This is a genomic window from Streptomyces sp. NPDC050085, from assembly GCF_044460595.1.
Taxonomy (GTDB): domain Bacteria; phylum Actinomycetota; class Actinomycetes; order Streptomycetales; family Streptomycetaceae; genus Streptomyces.
The window spans coordinates 467,575-480,285 of the sequence record NZ_JBITJZ010000006.1; the positions used below are offsets into that span (position 1 = coordinate 467,575).

The following is a 12,711-nucleotide window of genomic DNA, read 5'->3' on the forward strand; positions in this document are numbered from 1 at the left end:
GCTACGCGGAGGCGGGCGGCACGACCGCGACCGGGCTCGCCGCGTGCAGCAGCACCGCCTGCGTGACCGAACCGAGCATCGGGGCGGGGCGGGTGAGGCGACGGCGGTGACGGCCGACGACGACCAGTTCGGCGTCGCGCGAGTTCGCCACCAGATGGCCCGCCGCGTCGCCGGGCGCCGCCCAGAGGTCGACCTCGACCCCGGGGTGGGCCTTGCGCAGGAAGTCGACCGCCGCACCGGCCACGTCCAGCGTCGCCCGCTCGACGGTGTCCTGGTCGGTGACCGGCGCCGGCGTGAAGTCGCCGAACGCGCCGAAGGCGAGTACGGGCCAGGGGTAGGCGGCGACGACCTGCAGCCGGGCGCCCGTGCGCGCCGCGTGCTCGAAGGCGAAGCGCAGCGTCGTCTCGTCCGGGTCGTCGCTCTGCAGGCCGACGACGACGCGCGGCCCGGTCGGCAGGGGGGTGTCGCCGTGGACCTCGCGGCCCGGCGGGGGCACCACGACGACGGGGCAGGCGGCGTCGCGGGCCGCGGCCACCCCGTTCGAGCCGAGCAGCAGGCTGGCGAAGCCGCCGCGGCCGCGGGAGCCGAGGACCAGCAGCTGCGCCTCGGTGCTCATCTCCGGCAGGACCGCCGCGGGCAGCCCGTCACGCGTGATGAACTCCAGGGCGGGCAGCCCCTCGCGGCCCTCCAACTCCTTGCGCACATCGCCGATGACGGGATCGTCGTCGGTCGCACCCCCTTCCAGGGGGCCCGCGACGAGGACCGCGGGCTGCAGGAAGGGCGCGTACTGCCGTACGTGCACGACGCGCAGGTCGGCGCCGCGCCGGGCCGCCTCCGCGAGTGCCCACTCCAGGGCGCGACGGCTGTCGTCGGACCCGTCGACCGCGGCGACGACGGGCTGGGGGTGCGACGTGCTCATGACTGATTCGCCTCCGACACCGGGCACGCGTGGACGTGCCCTCATAGACCGGCTGTCCTTGTGGCCAGGCTCGCGCACGCGAGGGCCACAGGACAGGGCCAAACGTCATGTGTCGGAAATCAAGCGTCAAAAACGGCGAATGCGCCTACGGCTCAGGAGACGCACGCACCGCACTCCCCATCCCACCCCCTGGGTCGGAACTCCCCTACGTCAGATCGAACTCGCCCTCGCGGGCGCCGAGCACGAACGCCCCCCACTCCGCCGGCGTGAAGATCAGCGACGGGCTCTCGGGGCTCTCGCTGTTGCGCATCGCGATGAAGCCCTCGACGAAGGCGATCTGTACATCGCCCAGGCCCCTGCTGCTGGATCGCCAGTCCGCGCCGCTCAGGTCCAGGTCCGGCTTGTCCCACCCCGCGAGCGGGTGCTGGTCGATGGTGCTCTCGGCCACGTCCGTGCTCCTCCCGGTTCGTCGTCCGTGCGCCAGCCTAGCGATCGGTCCGGGCCCCGCACAGGCCACGGCCGCGGCCGAAGGTCACCAAGGCCTCAGCGGACGCTCATCGCGTGGGCGGTTCGGAGCCGACGAGCCACATCGAGAAGAACTGCGAGCCGCCTCCGTAGGCGTGCCCGAGCACCTTGCGGGCGCCATCGACCTGGTGTTCCCCGGCCTGTCCGCGCACCTGGAGGGCGGCCTCGGCGAAGCGGATCATGCCGGAGGCGCCGATGGGGTTGGTGGACAGGACGCCGCCCGACATGTTCACGGGCAGGTCGCCGTCGAGTTCGGTGACGCCGGACTCGGTGAGCTTCCAGCCCTCGCCCTCCTCGGCGAACCCGAGGTTCTCCAGCCACATCGGCTCGTACCAGGAGAACGGCACGTACATCTCGACGGCGTCGATCTCCCGGCGCGGATCGGCGATCCCGGCCTGCCGGTACACGTCGGCGGCGCAGTCCTTGCCCGCCTGCGGCGACACGAAGTCCTTACCGGCGAAGAGAGTCGGCTCGCTGCGCATCGCCCCGCCGAGCATCCACGCGGGCGGCTTCGGCGAACGGGCGGCTCCCGCACGGTCGGTGAGGATCATCGCGCAGGCGCCGTCGGAGGACGGGCAGGTCTCGGAGTAGCGGATCGGGTCCCACAGCATCGGTGAGGCCTGGACCTTCTCCAGCGTGATGTCGTGCTCGTGCAGATGCGCGTACGGGTTCTTCAGCGCGTTGCGCCGGTCCTTGTACGCGACGAGGGAGCCGACCCCGTCGGGTGCGCCGGTGCGTCGCATGTACGCCCTCACGTGCGGGGCGAAGAATCCGCCCGCTCCGGCGAGCAGCGGCTGCTGGAAGGGGATGGGGAGCGAGAGGCCCCACATCGCGTTGGATTCCGACTGCTTTTCGAAGGCGAGGGTGAGGACCGTGCCGTGGACGCGGCCGGCGATCAGGTTCGAGGCGACGAGCGCGGTCGAGCCGCCGACGGAGCCCGCGGTGTGCACGCGCAGCATCGGTTTGCCGACGGCGCCGAGCGCGTCCGCGAGGTACAGCTCCGGCATCATGACGCCCTCGAAGAAGTCGGGCGCCTTGCCGATGACGACGGCGTCGATGTCGGCCCACGTCAACTCGGCGTCAGTGAGGGCCCGTTGAGCGGCCTCGCGGACGAGTCCCGCGATGGAGACGTCGTGGCGGGCGGCGACGTGCTTGGTCTGGCCGATGCCGACGACGGCTACGGGTTCTTTGGACATCAGTGGCCCTCCCCTGCTGAGTCTTCGAGTACGGCGACGAGGTTCTGCTGGAGGCAGGGCCCGGAGGTCGCGTGGGCGAGCGCCCGGCGGGACTCGCCGCGGTGGATGCGGGCGGCGGCCTCGCCGATGCGGATGAGGCCCGCGGCCATGACCGGGTTGGCGGCGAGGGCGCCGCCGGACGGATTGACGCTGACCCCGTCGTCGGGGTCACCGAGGCGCAGCGCCTTGCGCAGGACGACTTCCTGGGAGGTGAACGGGGCGTGCAACTCGGCGGTGTCCACGGGCCGTTCGAAGAATCCCGCGTTCTCCGCGGCGAGCCGCGTCGACGGGGAGTCGGTGAGGTCGCGCACGCCGAGGCTGTGCGCCTCGATGCGGTGGTCGATGCCGCGGATCCAGGCGGGCCGCTCGCACAGTTCGCGGGCTCGGTCCCCGGCGGCCAGGATCACGGCGGCGGCGCCGTCCCCGATCGGCGGGCAGTCCCCGGTGCGCAGCGGATTTACGACGTAATCGCCGTGCGGGACCGTGCCCCGCAGTTGGGCGTGGGCATTGCCCTCGGCGGCCTTGCGGCTGCGGGCGGCGACCCCGGCGAGGGCGGGCTCGTCGGTCTCGCCCGCGTCGATGAGGGCCTGCGCCTGCAGCGCGGCGAGCGCGACCGAGTCCGGCCACAGGGGGGCGACGTAGTACGGGTCGAGCTGCCGGGTGAGCACGTCGCGGACGCTGCCCGGCGAGGACTTCCCGTACGAGTAGACGAGCGCGGTGTCGGCCTCGCCGGTCAGCAGCTTGGTCCAGGCCTCGTACAGCGCCCACGCGCCGTCCATCTCCACGTGCGACTCGGAGATCGGCGGCCAGGCGCCGACGCCGTCGAGCGCCATGGTGAACGAGAAGGCGCGCCCGGCCAGGTAGTCGCTGGAGCCCGAGCAGGTGAAGCCGATGTCGCTGGTCTTGAGCCCGGTCGCGGCCAGCACCTCGTGCAGGACGGGCATCAGCATCTCCACCTCCGACTGTTCGTCGGTGGTGCGCCGGTGATCGGTCTGCCCGAAGGCGACGACGGCGATGTCCCGGATCGGCGGCCGCATCTAGATCAGCTCCTTGTACGTGTCGTAGTCGGCGTCGGGTTCGCCGGTCGGCCGGTAGTGGTCGGGGTAGCGGCCGCCCTCGGTCCACACCGGTTCGACGCGCAGGCCCATCCGGACCTGGTCGTAGGGGATGCCGGCGATGCGGCCGTGCAGGGCGAGGTCCGCGCCGTCGAGCGCGATGTGCGCGTAGACGTAGGGCAGTTCGATGTCGAGGTTCTTGGCCTTGACGTTGACGATGCAGTACGTGGTGACGGTGCCGGCCGGGCCGACCTCGACCTGGTCGGTCGTGGCGACGCCGCAGGTGGGGCAGGCGCCGCGGGGCGGCACGTACACCTTGCGGCACGACGGGCAGCGCTCGCCGACGGTGCGGCGGTCGGCGAGGGCGTGGATGTAGCGGCTCTGGGCGCCGCCGGGGCCGTAGGTGTAGTCGAGCCGGGCGAACGCCACGATGCCGCTGACGGGGTCCTCGAACTGCCCGTCGTGCGGGGCGACTTGGGCATCCTCGGGTGCGTCCGCCGGGTCCGGTTCGAAGCAGGCGATGTCCGTGATGGCGCCCACCCGCTCCGCGGCCCAGCGGATCCGCACGCGCTGCCCGGTGTGCACGGCCTCGGGCCCCGTGACGTCGAGGGCGTGGAGCAACGCGGTGTCGGCGCCGTCGAGTTGGACCAGGACCCAGGCGAAGGGGGTGTCCAGGGGCTGGCCCCGGCGGGGTTCGGGGTTCCAGGCCCACGTGGTGACGGTGCCGCTGGTGCCCACCTCGACGAGGTCGCGGATCTCGTCGGCGGTGACCGGGTCGTACTCGACGGGCGGGACGAGGGTCTTGCCCCCGGTGGTCTTCACGCCGAGGACCGTGCGGTGGCGCAGGCCGGTGAGGAAGGCGCTCTGGACGGGGCCCAGGGAGCGGGTGAAGGGGAACTCCACGACGAGGGGTGCGCGGAGTACGTCCGGTTGGGGGGTGGTTGTCATCTGGGCTCCTCTAGAGGTGCAGGGGGTTGGGGACGGCTCCGCATCTGCCGGATGCGCCTGCCTTGCCGGGTGCGCCGCCGTCGTGGCTGGTCGCGCAGTTCCCCGCGCCCCTGGGATGCGCACTCCGTGCGCCATCCCAGGAAAAGCGCGGCGAAGCCGCTGCTTCAGGGGCGCGGGGAACTGCGCGAAGCAGGACCACCGGCCGGCGGACGGCAACGCACCTTCACCGGGCAGACGGGAACCCGAACGGCACGATCAGCGCCGGGTCACTACTCCCGGCGAAACTCCGGCGGCCTCTTCTCCGCGAAGGCCCGCGCCCCCTCCTTCGCGTCGGCCGTGTCGAAGATCGGCCAGCCGCGCTTGAGTTCGGCGGCGAGACCGTCCGCCTCGGTCATCTCGGCGGTCTCGTAGACCGACGCCTTCACGGCCTCCACGGCCAGTGGCCCGCACGCGTTGACGCGCTCGGCGATCTCCAGCGCCACGTCGAGGGCCGTGCCGTCCGGCACGACGCGGCCGACGAGCCCGATCGCCGCCGCTTCCGCCGCCGGGTAGGGACGCCCCGTCAACAGCATCTCCAGGGCGTGCGTACGCGCGATCTGCCGCGGCAGCCGCACCGTGGAGCCGCCGATGGGGAAGAGGCCGCGCTTGACCTCGAACAGGCCGAACGTCGCCGACTCCCCCGCCACCCGGATGTCCGTGCCCTGCAGGATCTCCGTGCCGCCCGCCACGCAGTAGCCCTCGACGGCGGCGATCACCGGTTTGCGCGGCCGGTGGTGGCGCAGCATCGCCTTCCAGTGCAGGTCGGGGTCGGCCTTCATCCGGTCGCGGTACTGCTGCCCGTCCATGCCGTTGCCGGCCAGCGCCTTGAGGTCCATGCCCGCGCAGAAGGAGCCGCCGGCCCCGGTGAGCACGACCGAGCGGACCGTGTCGTCGGCGTCGGCCTGAAGCCATCCGTCGTACAGGCCGACGAGCATCGGCAGCGACAACGCGTTCTTGGCATCGGGCCGGTTGAGCGTGAGGACGAGCGTCGCGCCCTCGCGTCGCACGTCGAGATGTTCGGTCCCACCCATGACTGCCCTCCAGTCAGCTGGCCTCAAGACCCTCAGGACCAGAACAGGTTGCAGGAGGGGGCGGGCCAGTTCAAGAGTTTTCTGACACTCAGTCAGATTTCTTGTGCGAGGGCCCTTCCCCCTTGCTGTCCCGTCTGTTCTGATGACGGCCACACGAGATGCGGCCAGGGTCAGGAGGAGCGGTGGAGTACAACCTTGCCGACCTGTTCGAGTCGGTGGTCGACGTGGTCCCCGACCGCGAAGCGCTCATTTACGTCGACCACCCGGGCACGGGTGCGGAGCGCAGGCTGACGTACGCGGAACTGGACGCGGCGGCCAATCGCATCGCGCACCATCTGATCGACAGCGGGCTGCGCCCCGGTGAGCACCTCGGTCTGCACCTGTACAACGGCATCGAATACCTGCAGACGGTGCTGGCCTGCCTCAAGGCGCGGATCGTCCCGGTCAACGTGAACTACCGCTACGTCGAGGAGGAGTTGATCTACCTCTACCGGGACGCGGACCTCGCGGCCCTGGTGTTCGACGCGGAGTTCACCGAGCGCGTGGCGGCGGCGCTGCCGCGGACTCAGAAGCTGCGCCACCTGGTGCGGGTGGGGACCCCGGCACCGGACGCGCCGCCGCTCAAGGCCGTGGACTTCACCGAGGCGGAGGCGACGTCGTCGCCCGGGCGCGGGTTCGCGCCGCGCTCGGCGGACGACCAGTTCATCATCTACACCGGCGGCACGACGGGCATGCCCAAGGGGGTGATGTGGCGTCAGGAGGACCTGTTCTTCGCCGGGTTGGGCGGTGGTGCGCCCACGGGCGAGCCGGTGTCGCGGCCCGAGGAGCTCGCGGAGCGGGTGGCGGCGGGCGGTGACGGCCTCACGTTCTTCCCCACTCCCCCGCTGATGCACGGGACGTCCACGCTGACCGCGTTCATCGGCTTCAACTTCGGTCAACGCATCGTCATCCACCGCAAGTTCGTGCCGGAGGAAGTGCTGCGCACGATCGAGAAGGAGAAGGTGTCGAGCGTGTCGCTGGTGGGCGACGCGATGCTGCGCCCGCTGATCGACGCCCTGAACGGCCCGCTGAAGGGCACGGACTGCTCGGCCCTGTTCAGCGTGTCGTCGTCCGGCGCGATCATGTCCGACACCGTCCGCGCCCAGTTCCAGGCGCTCGTCCCGAACGTGATGCTGCTCAACAACTTCGGCTCGTCGGAGTCCGGCTTCAACGGCACGGCGACCGACAACTCGGGCGCGGGGACGGGCTTCCGGGTGCAGGTCAACTCGCGTACGCAGGTGGTGGACCTGGCCACGCACGAGCCGGTCGCCGTCGGCGAGATCGGCCGCATCGCCCAGCGCGGCCACGTCCCGCTGGGCTACTACAACGACCCCGTGAAGACCGCCGAGACGTTCTTCCAGCGGGGCGACGAGCGCTGGGTGCTGCTCGGTGACATGGCGACGGTCGACGAGGAGGGCATCGTCACGGTGCTCGGCCGCGGCTCCCAGTGCATCAACACGGGCGGCGAGAAGGTCTACCCGGAGGAGGTCGAGCAGGCCCTCAAGTCGCACCCCGACGTGTACGACGCGCTCGTCGCGGGCGTCCCGGACGAGAAGTGGGGCAATCACGTGGCGGCGGTGGTGCAACTGCGGCCCGGCGCCGCGGCGTTGACCCTGGAGGACGTCCAGTCGCACTGCCGCTCCCACGTCGCCGGCTACAAGATCCCCCGCCAGCTGGTGGTGACGGACCGGATCCAGCGTTCGCCGAGCGGCAAGGCGGACTACCGGTGGGCCAAGTCGGTCGCCGCGGAGGCGGCGCAGGGCTGACCGGCCCGCCTCAGCGGTGCAGGACGCCGCGCAGCACCTGGGCGAAGTGCCCCTCGGAGCCCTCCTGTTCCCCCTCGGCCCGCCAGGCGACATGGCCGTCGGGGCGGACCAGGAGGGCTCCGTGCGTGCCGATGCCGTGCGGCTCGGCGAGGTCCGCGTCCAGGTGGTACGTGTCCACGTTCACCCCCAGGTCCTGCGCCGCCCGCGCCGCCGCCGCGGCCCAGGCGTCGCCCTCGGGGCCGACGTGGAGGACCAGCTCCGTCCCGTAGAGGTCGAGGGTGGACATCGGCTCGTCGCCGTCCTGCGAGACGGGGACGTGCGGGGCCCTGGTACCCGGCATTCCCCTCAACTCCCGTGGATCAGGAGCGGGTTCGCCCGCCGATCCGTACCGGGTGGCGAACATGAGCGTGTCGAGGTCGAGCAGCGGCTCCTCGCCGCCCTGGTCCGTGAAGCGCCACCGGGTGCGTCCGCGCGCGTAGGACTGGCGCACGGCGCGCTCGGCCACCGGCCGCCGTTCCGTCCCGTACGTCGCGAGGAGTGCGGGTCCGGCGTCGCCGCGCAGGACCCGGGCGAGTTTCCACGCGAGGTTGTGCGCGTCCTCGATCGCGGTGAGGCCGCCCAGGCCGCCGGTGGGCGGCATCAGGTGCGCGGCGTCCCCGGCGAGGAACACCCGTCCCCGTACGAACTGCCGGGCGACGCGGGCGCCGATCGGGAAGGTCAGGACCTGCCCGGTGCCGGGCGCCTGTTCCAGGATCTCGACGTCCAGGTCCGGCAGTCCCGTGGCGGCCCGCACCCAGTCGGCGGGCGCGGCGCGTTCGGTCCCGGGCGTCATCGCCGTGGCGAAGAACCAGTGGCGTCCCGAGCTGTCCAGCGGGCCGAGCGTGGTGCCGGTGGCGGGGGTGTCGAGGTAGGCCATGCCGACGGCGCGGCCGCGCAGCGCCGCCGACAGGTCGGCGCGGACGAACATCGTCGCCATCCGGAACAGCGTGCCGGGCCCGGTCCAGTCGATGCCCCGTGCGCGACGCAGGGGGCTCCCGGCCCCGTCGGCGGCGACGGCGTAGTGGGCACGCACCGTCTCCTGCGCGCCGTCGGGGCCGCGCAGGCGTGCGGTCACACCGTCCGCGTCGTCGTCCAGGGAGAGGAGTTCGGTGCCGAAGCGGATGTCGGCGCCCAGCTTGCGGGCCCGTTCCACCAGGATCCGCTCCAGGTCGTCCTGGGCGATCGGCACGAAACGGCACGGCGTGAGCGGCTGCGCGTCCGGGTCCTCCACGTGGTCGGCGGGCCCCTCCCCGAGGATCTCGTGCTCGGCGTCGAGCGTGGCGGCGTGCACGGACACCAGCCGGCCCGTCTCCTCGGCCGGCGGACAGACCGCGGTGATCGCGGCCTCGATCCCGGCCTGCCGGTACAGCTCCATGGCGCGCGGCAGCAGTCCGCGCAGCCGCGGATGGGCGAGCACGTCCGGGCGTCGCTCCACGACCAGGGCGGGCACGCCGTGCACGCCGAGGAAGAGCGCGGCACTCAGTCCGGTGAGCGAGCCGCCCACCACGAGCACGGGTGTCTGTCGCACGGTCCGCCTCCGCAGGTGCGCGCCGGGTCGCCTCGACGGCGGCCCGGCGCACGGTCGTTCGGGGTTCAGCACTCAGTGCTCACTCAGTGCTCAATCAGTGCTTCTGCATGTACCACGGGGGCCACAGGCGCTGGTCCCTGGAGGGGGCCGCGGCCTTCGGCGGGGTGACGTTCTCCGCCCGGGCCAGCCTCTTCTTGAGCTGCTCGGTCATGGGATTCACCTCTTTTCCGGCGTACTGGAGCCAGACCTCCGGCCGGACGGCCGAAGGACAACTGGGTGTTCCGGCGCGGGCGTTCAGCCGGTGGTGAGGATGGAGCGGGCGACCAGGTCGGCCAGGCAGTCGAGGGCCTGCTCCACGGCCTGCTCGCGCGGTACCTGGCCGGCGACCGCCTCGGCGTACTCGGCGGCGATCCGCTCGCCGCTCTCGCCCTCGCTGAGTTCGAACAGGTACCAGCCGGACAGGTTCAGCCAGTGCACCTTGGGGCGTTCGGGCGTGAACACCATGAGGGAGCCGGCCGCCTCGACCGGGCGGGTGCGCAGGTCGGGGGCCTTGAAGTAGCGCGGCTCAGACATCGGCGGGTTCCTTCACGGCGTCGACGGTCTCCAGCAGCCAGGCCACGAACTGGCGCCCGTAGTCGGTGAGTTCGTCGCCGCCGCGGGCCAGGATCTCCTCGCCCAGATAGTGGGCGCGCTCCGCGCCGAAGCGGTACAGGGACGGCGGGTCCGACTCCTCGGGCGGCCCGAAGCGGTCGAGCAGTTCGGGAGTGAGGCGGGTGCGCAGGGCCGCACGGAAGAGCACGAGGTGGGCGTAGACGTGGAAGGCACCGAGCGCCCGGTCCAGGGCCCATTCGTTCGGGGCGACCATGGAGGCCCACTTGAGCCAGGGCACCTTGACCTTGGGCCCGTCGGCGAGCCGTTCGGGAGCGGTGAAGATGCTCGCGGAGCGCTGGATGTCGAAGAGCTTGAGGTGCAGCCCTTCGTGCAGCGCGGTCTCGGCGAGCCGCCAGGGCGCGGCCATGCGGTTGGGCGAGAAGAAGACCACGGCAGGAATGCGGCCGACGTTCCCGGCGAGGAACGTTTCGCCTTCGGTGCGTACGTCGACGACGCCGACGCCGACGTAGTGCGCGCAGACGCTCGCGCCGAGTTCGGGCAGCAAGGCGTTCAACGCGTCGAATCCGTGCGCGAGTTGGCGCGCCTGCTCGTCGGTCGGGTGCAGCAGGTCGCCGGGGACGCCGCGCAGGAAGTCCCGCTCGAAGGTGTTGAGGAACGTGCGGTCGAGGGCGTCGGTGCTGTCGGCGCCGCTGCCGCTGAGCCAGGCATCGCGGCCCGGGGCGACGCGGAGCGCGCGGCCGCCGCTGATGCCGGCGCCGGTGGGCGGGGCCTGCGGGCCGTGCCGGTCGAGGGCACCGCCGACGAGCCGCAGCATCGTGACGACCTCGGTCCACGCGGCCTCGTCGAGGAAGCCCTGCTCGATCCGGGAGACGGCCTCGTCGAGGGTGACGCGCACGAGGGGGTCCTCGACCACGGCGAGGGGGATCTCGCCGGCCTCGTCGACGACGGCGCGGGCCAACTCGTCCACGAGGGAGGAGCGTTCGCGCAGCAGGTCGACGGCGAAGCGGTAGAACTCGGCCGCCTTCAGGGTGATGGCCGGGGCGTCGCTGAACTCGGGGTGGGACGCTAGCGCACGTTCGACGGAGACGAGGTCGTCGTCTGCTACGGACACGGAACCCCCTTGTGTAAAAGGTTCGATCCGAACGAGTCCTGATGAAACACAAGGTCTCGAGCGAGCGTCAAGGCGGAGTTGAGCCACCGGTTTTCGGACATGCCGCCGTCACCGGGCGGTCACCGCGAGCCGGAAGAGGCCGAAATCGCGAGCCGGCCGAAGCCGTCATCGTGAGCCGGCAGAAGCTGTCACCACGGGCTGGAAGAAGCCGGTCGACTCGGGTGTTTGCCACGTGACCTCTGTGAATCCCGCGTCCGTCAGGAATCCGGTCAGCTGCGCCCGCGTCAGCGCCCAGTAGGTGGTCCTGCGCTCCTGCACCCGCCAGTCGGACCCCTCGCGGATCATCTGGAGGTGGCGCAGGTCGTAGCGTTCGCCGTCGTCGTGCCAGTGCCACAACTGGACGGTGACGCTCTCGCCGCCGTCCGGGGTGACGCGGTGCTGCGGCGGTGTCGTGGCGGGCCTGTCGCGTCGCAGCTCGTCGTAGTCGCGCACCGTGAGGACGAGCGGCCCGGAGCCGACGAGCATGGCGCGCATCGCCGTCAGGGCCGCCCTGACGTCGTCCGGTGTGAGCAGGTGCGGCAGGGCGTTGTCCGCGCAGACGACCGCGTCGAACGTTCCAGGTGCAAACGGCAACGCCCGCATGTCGGCGGCGACGGCCGACAGGTGCGTGTCCCGCAGCGCCGCCTCGCGGACCGCACGGGCAGCCGCTGCGGGGCTGAGGTCGCTGCCGACGACGGTGTGCCCGAGCCGGGCCAGGCCGATCGCCTGGGTGCCGATGCCGCAGGCGCAGTCGAGCAGGCGGTGGGGGCCGGGGCCGAGGCGGTCGGTGAGCAGCCGGTCGAGCACCTCGGCCTGGTGGGCCATGCTGACGTCCCAGTCGCGGAAGATCCGGTGGTAGTCGGTGGCGAGCTCGTCGTAGAAGCGGCGCACCGCCGAGGACGCCCCCTGCTTTCGTGACGCGGACATGTCCGCACCCTAATTGGGTTGCCGGTCCCGCACACCGGTGTTGAGGTGTCCGCATGAATCGACAAGCGGTGCTCGACCTGTACGACCAGCAGATACGGCGCGGGGCTCGCCCCGACGAGGCGGGGGCGAAGGTCGAGGTCGTGGGGAACGTGCTGCGGCACGTCGGCCCGCCCTCCGGCTGGAACGGGGTGCTGTGGTCGGACCTCGACGAGAACGACGTGGACGCGGCCATCGCCGAACAGACCCGGTTCTTCCATGGCCTCGGCGTCGAGGCCGAGTGGAAGACGTACGCGCACGACCGCCCCGCCGACCTGGGGGCACGCCTGGTCGCGGCCGGGTTCGTCGCCGAGGAGACGGAGACGCTGCTGTTCGCGGAGACGGCCGTGCTGCCGCTCGACACCGCACCGCCGGACGGCATCCGGCTGCTGCCCGTCACCGACGAGTCCCAGGTCGAACTGGTGGAGCGGGTGCACCGCCTGGCCTTCGAGAACGAGCGGACCACGATCGGGCACCAGCTGCGCACGCAGCTCGCCAAGGATCCCGAGACCGTGCCCGCCGTGGTCGCGCTGCACGGTGACGAGCCGGTGAGCGCCGCCCGCCTCGAGCTCAACGAGGGCACGGACTTCGCGAGCCTGTGGGGCGGCGGCACGGTGCCCGAGTGGCGCGGCCGCGGGATCTACCGGTCGCTGGTCGCGTTCCGGGTGCGGATCGCCGCCGAGCGCGGATTCTCGTACATGCACGTCGACGCGTCGCCGTACAGCAGGCCGATCCTTGAACGGCTGGGGTTCGAGGCCCTGGGGACGACCACGCCGTACGTTCTGGAGGCGGCCGGCGAGGCAGGCCGCTAGATTTTTTCGGGGACATCCCCGCGGCGATGTCGAAAGCGCGGCGCCGGCTT

Annotated in this window: 12 protein-coding genes; 2 read left to right on the plus strand and 10 right to left on the minus strand. The window is 71.9% G+C overall.

All coding sequences use genetic code 11. From position 1 onward, the window contains the following. Position 1 precedes the first annotated feature (1 nt). The 6 genes from ACIBUY_RS25190 to ACIBUY_RS25215 form a co-directional block, all read right to left on the minus strand. Positions 2-919 carry a universal stress protein gene (locus tag ACIBUY_RS25190; protein ID WP_399153778.1) on the minus strand — a complete coding sequence of 306 codons (918 nt, stop codon included), beginning with the start codon at positions 917-919 and terminating at the stop codon, positions 2-4. Positions 920-1,124: 205 nt separating this feature from the next. Further along, on the minus strand, positions 1,125-1,367 hold the full coding sequence (locus ACIBUY_RS25195; RefSeq protein ID WP_365574471.1) for a DUF397 domain-containing protein: 243 nt from the start codon (positions 1,365-1,367) through the stop codon (positions 1,125-1,127). A 106-nt stretch (positions 1,368-1,473) separates the two neighbouring features. Continuing rightward, positions 1,474-2,640, minus strand: coding sequence for a thiolase domain-containing protein (locus ACIBUY_RS25200; RefSeq protein ID WP_365574468.1), 1,167 nt, complete (start codon positions 2,638-2,640; stop codon positions 1,474-1,476). Further along, on the minus strand, positions 2,640-3,716 hold the full coding sequence (locus ACIBUY_RS25205; RefSeq protein ID WP_399153779.1) for a thiolase domain-containing protein: 1,077 nt from the start codon (positions 3,714-3,716) through the stop codon (positions 2,640-2,642). The genes ACIBUY_RS25200 and ACIBUY_RS25205 overlap by 1 nt, the downstream gene beginning before the upstream one ends. Further along, positions 3,717-4,682, minus strand: coding sequence for an OB-fold domain-containing protein (locus tag ACIBUY_RS25210; protein ID WP_365574463.1), 966 nt, complete (start codon positions 4,680-4,682; stop codon positions 3,717-3,719). It lies immediately after the preceding gene. A gap of 269 nt (positions 4,683-4,951) precedes the next feature. Further along, entirely contained in the window at positions 4,952-5,752 is an 801-nt protein-coding gene (locus ACIBUY_RS25215) for a crotonase/enoyl-CoA hydratase family protein (RefSeq protein WP_365579650.1), read from the minus strand. 182 nt (positions 5,753-5,934) lie between these two features. On the opposite strand from ACIBUY_RS25215, the gene ACIBUY_RS25220 reads away from it, so the two are divergent. Beyond that, the gene (locus ACIBUY_RS25220; protein WP_399153780.1) at positions 5,935-7,557 is read left to right on the plus strand and encodes an acyl-CoA synthetase; all 1,623 of its coding nucleotides are present in this window, start codon (positions 5,935-5,937) and stop codon (positions 7,555-7,557) included. A 10-nt stretch (positions 7,558-7,567) separates the two neighbouring features. Here the strand turns inward: ACIBUY_RS25220 and ACIBUY_RS25225 are convergent, their stop codons facing one another. The 4 genes from ACIBUY_RS25225 to ACIBUY_RS25240 form a co-directional block, all read right to left on the minus strand. Continuing rightward, positions 7,568-9,124, minus strand: coding sequence for an FAD-dependent monooxygenase (locus ACIBUY_RS25225; protein ID WP_399153781.1), 1,557 nt, complete (start codon positions 9,122-9,124; stop codon positions 7,568-7,570). A gap of 294 nt (positions 9,125-9,418) precedes the next feature. Continuing rightward, a complete protein-coding gene (locus tag ACIBUY_RS25230) occupies positions 9,419-9,697 on the minus strand; it encodes a hypothetical protein (RefSeq protein WP_365579644.1) in 279 nt (92 codons plus the stop codon). Then, positions 9,690-10,847: an aKG-HExxH-type peptide beta-hydroxylase gene (locus ACIBUY_RS25235; RefSeq protein ID WP_399153782.1), complete on the minus strand. Its 1,158-nt coding sequence runs from the start codon at positions 10,845-10,847 to the stop codon at positions 9,690-9,692. The genes ACIBUY_RS25230 and ACIBUY_RS25235 overlap by 8 nt, the downstream gene beginning before the upstream one ends. Positions 10,848-11,012: 165 nt before the next feature. Further along, the gene (locus ACIBUY_RS25240; RefSeq protein ID WP_399153783.1) at positions 11,013-11,813 is read right to left on the minus strand and encodes a class I SAM-dependent methyltransferase; all 801 of its coding nucleotides are present in this window, start codon (positions 11,811-11,813) and stop codon (positions 11,013-11,015) included. 53 nt (positions 11,814-11,866) lie between these two features. On the opposite strand from ACIBUY_RS25240, the gene ACIBUY_RS25245 reads away from it, so the two are divergent. Further along, on the plus strand, positions 11,867-12,661 hold the full coding sequence (locus ACIBUY_RS25245; protein WP_399153784.1) for a GNAT family N-acetyltransferase: 795 nt from the start codon (positions 11,867-11,869) through the stop codon (positions 12,659-12,661). The last annotated feature ends 50 nt before the right edge of the window (positions 12,662-12,711 follow it).

Excerpts from the sequence above, each read along its gene's own strand:
- ACIBUY_RS25190 (WP_399153778.1), bottom strand. The coding sequence starts at position 919 with ATGAGCACGTCGCACCCCCAGCCCGTCGTCGCCGCGGTCGACGGGTCC.
- ACIBUY_RS25200 (WP_365574468.1), bottom strand. The coding sequence starts at position 2,640 with ATGTCCAAAGAACCCGTAGCCGTCGTCGGCATCGGCCAGACCAAGCAC.
- ACIBUY_RS25205 (WP_399153779.1), bottom strand. The coding sequence starts at position 3,716 with ATGCGGCCGCCGATCCGGGACATCGCCGTCGTCGCCTTCGGGCAGACC.
- ACIBUY_RS25210 (WP_365574463.1), bottom strand. The coding sequence starts at position 4,682 with ATGACAACCACCCCCCAACCGGACGTACTCCGCGCACCCCTCGTCGTG.
- ACIBUY_RS25215 (WP_365579650.1), bottom strand. The coding sequence starts at position 5,752 with ATGGGTGGGACCGAACATCTCGACGTGCGACGCGAGGGCGCGACGCTC.
- ACIBUY_RS25230 (WP_365579644.1), bottom strand. The coding sequence starts at position 9,697 with ATGTCTGAGCCGCGCTACTTCAAGGCCCCCGACCTGCGCACCCGCCCG.
- ACIBUY_RS25240 (WP_399153783.1), bottom strand. The coding sequence starts at position 11,813 with ATGTCCGCGTCACGAAAGCAGGGGGCGTCCTCGGCGGTGCGCCGCTTC.
- ACIBUY_RS25245 (WP_399153784.1), top strand. The coding sequence starts at position 11,867 with ATGAATCGACAAGCGGTGCTCGACCTGTACGACCAGCAGATACGGCGC.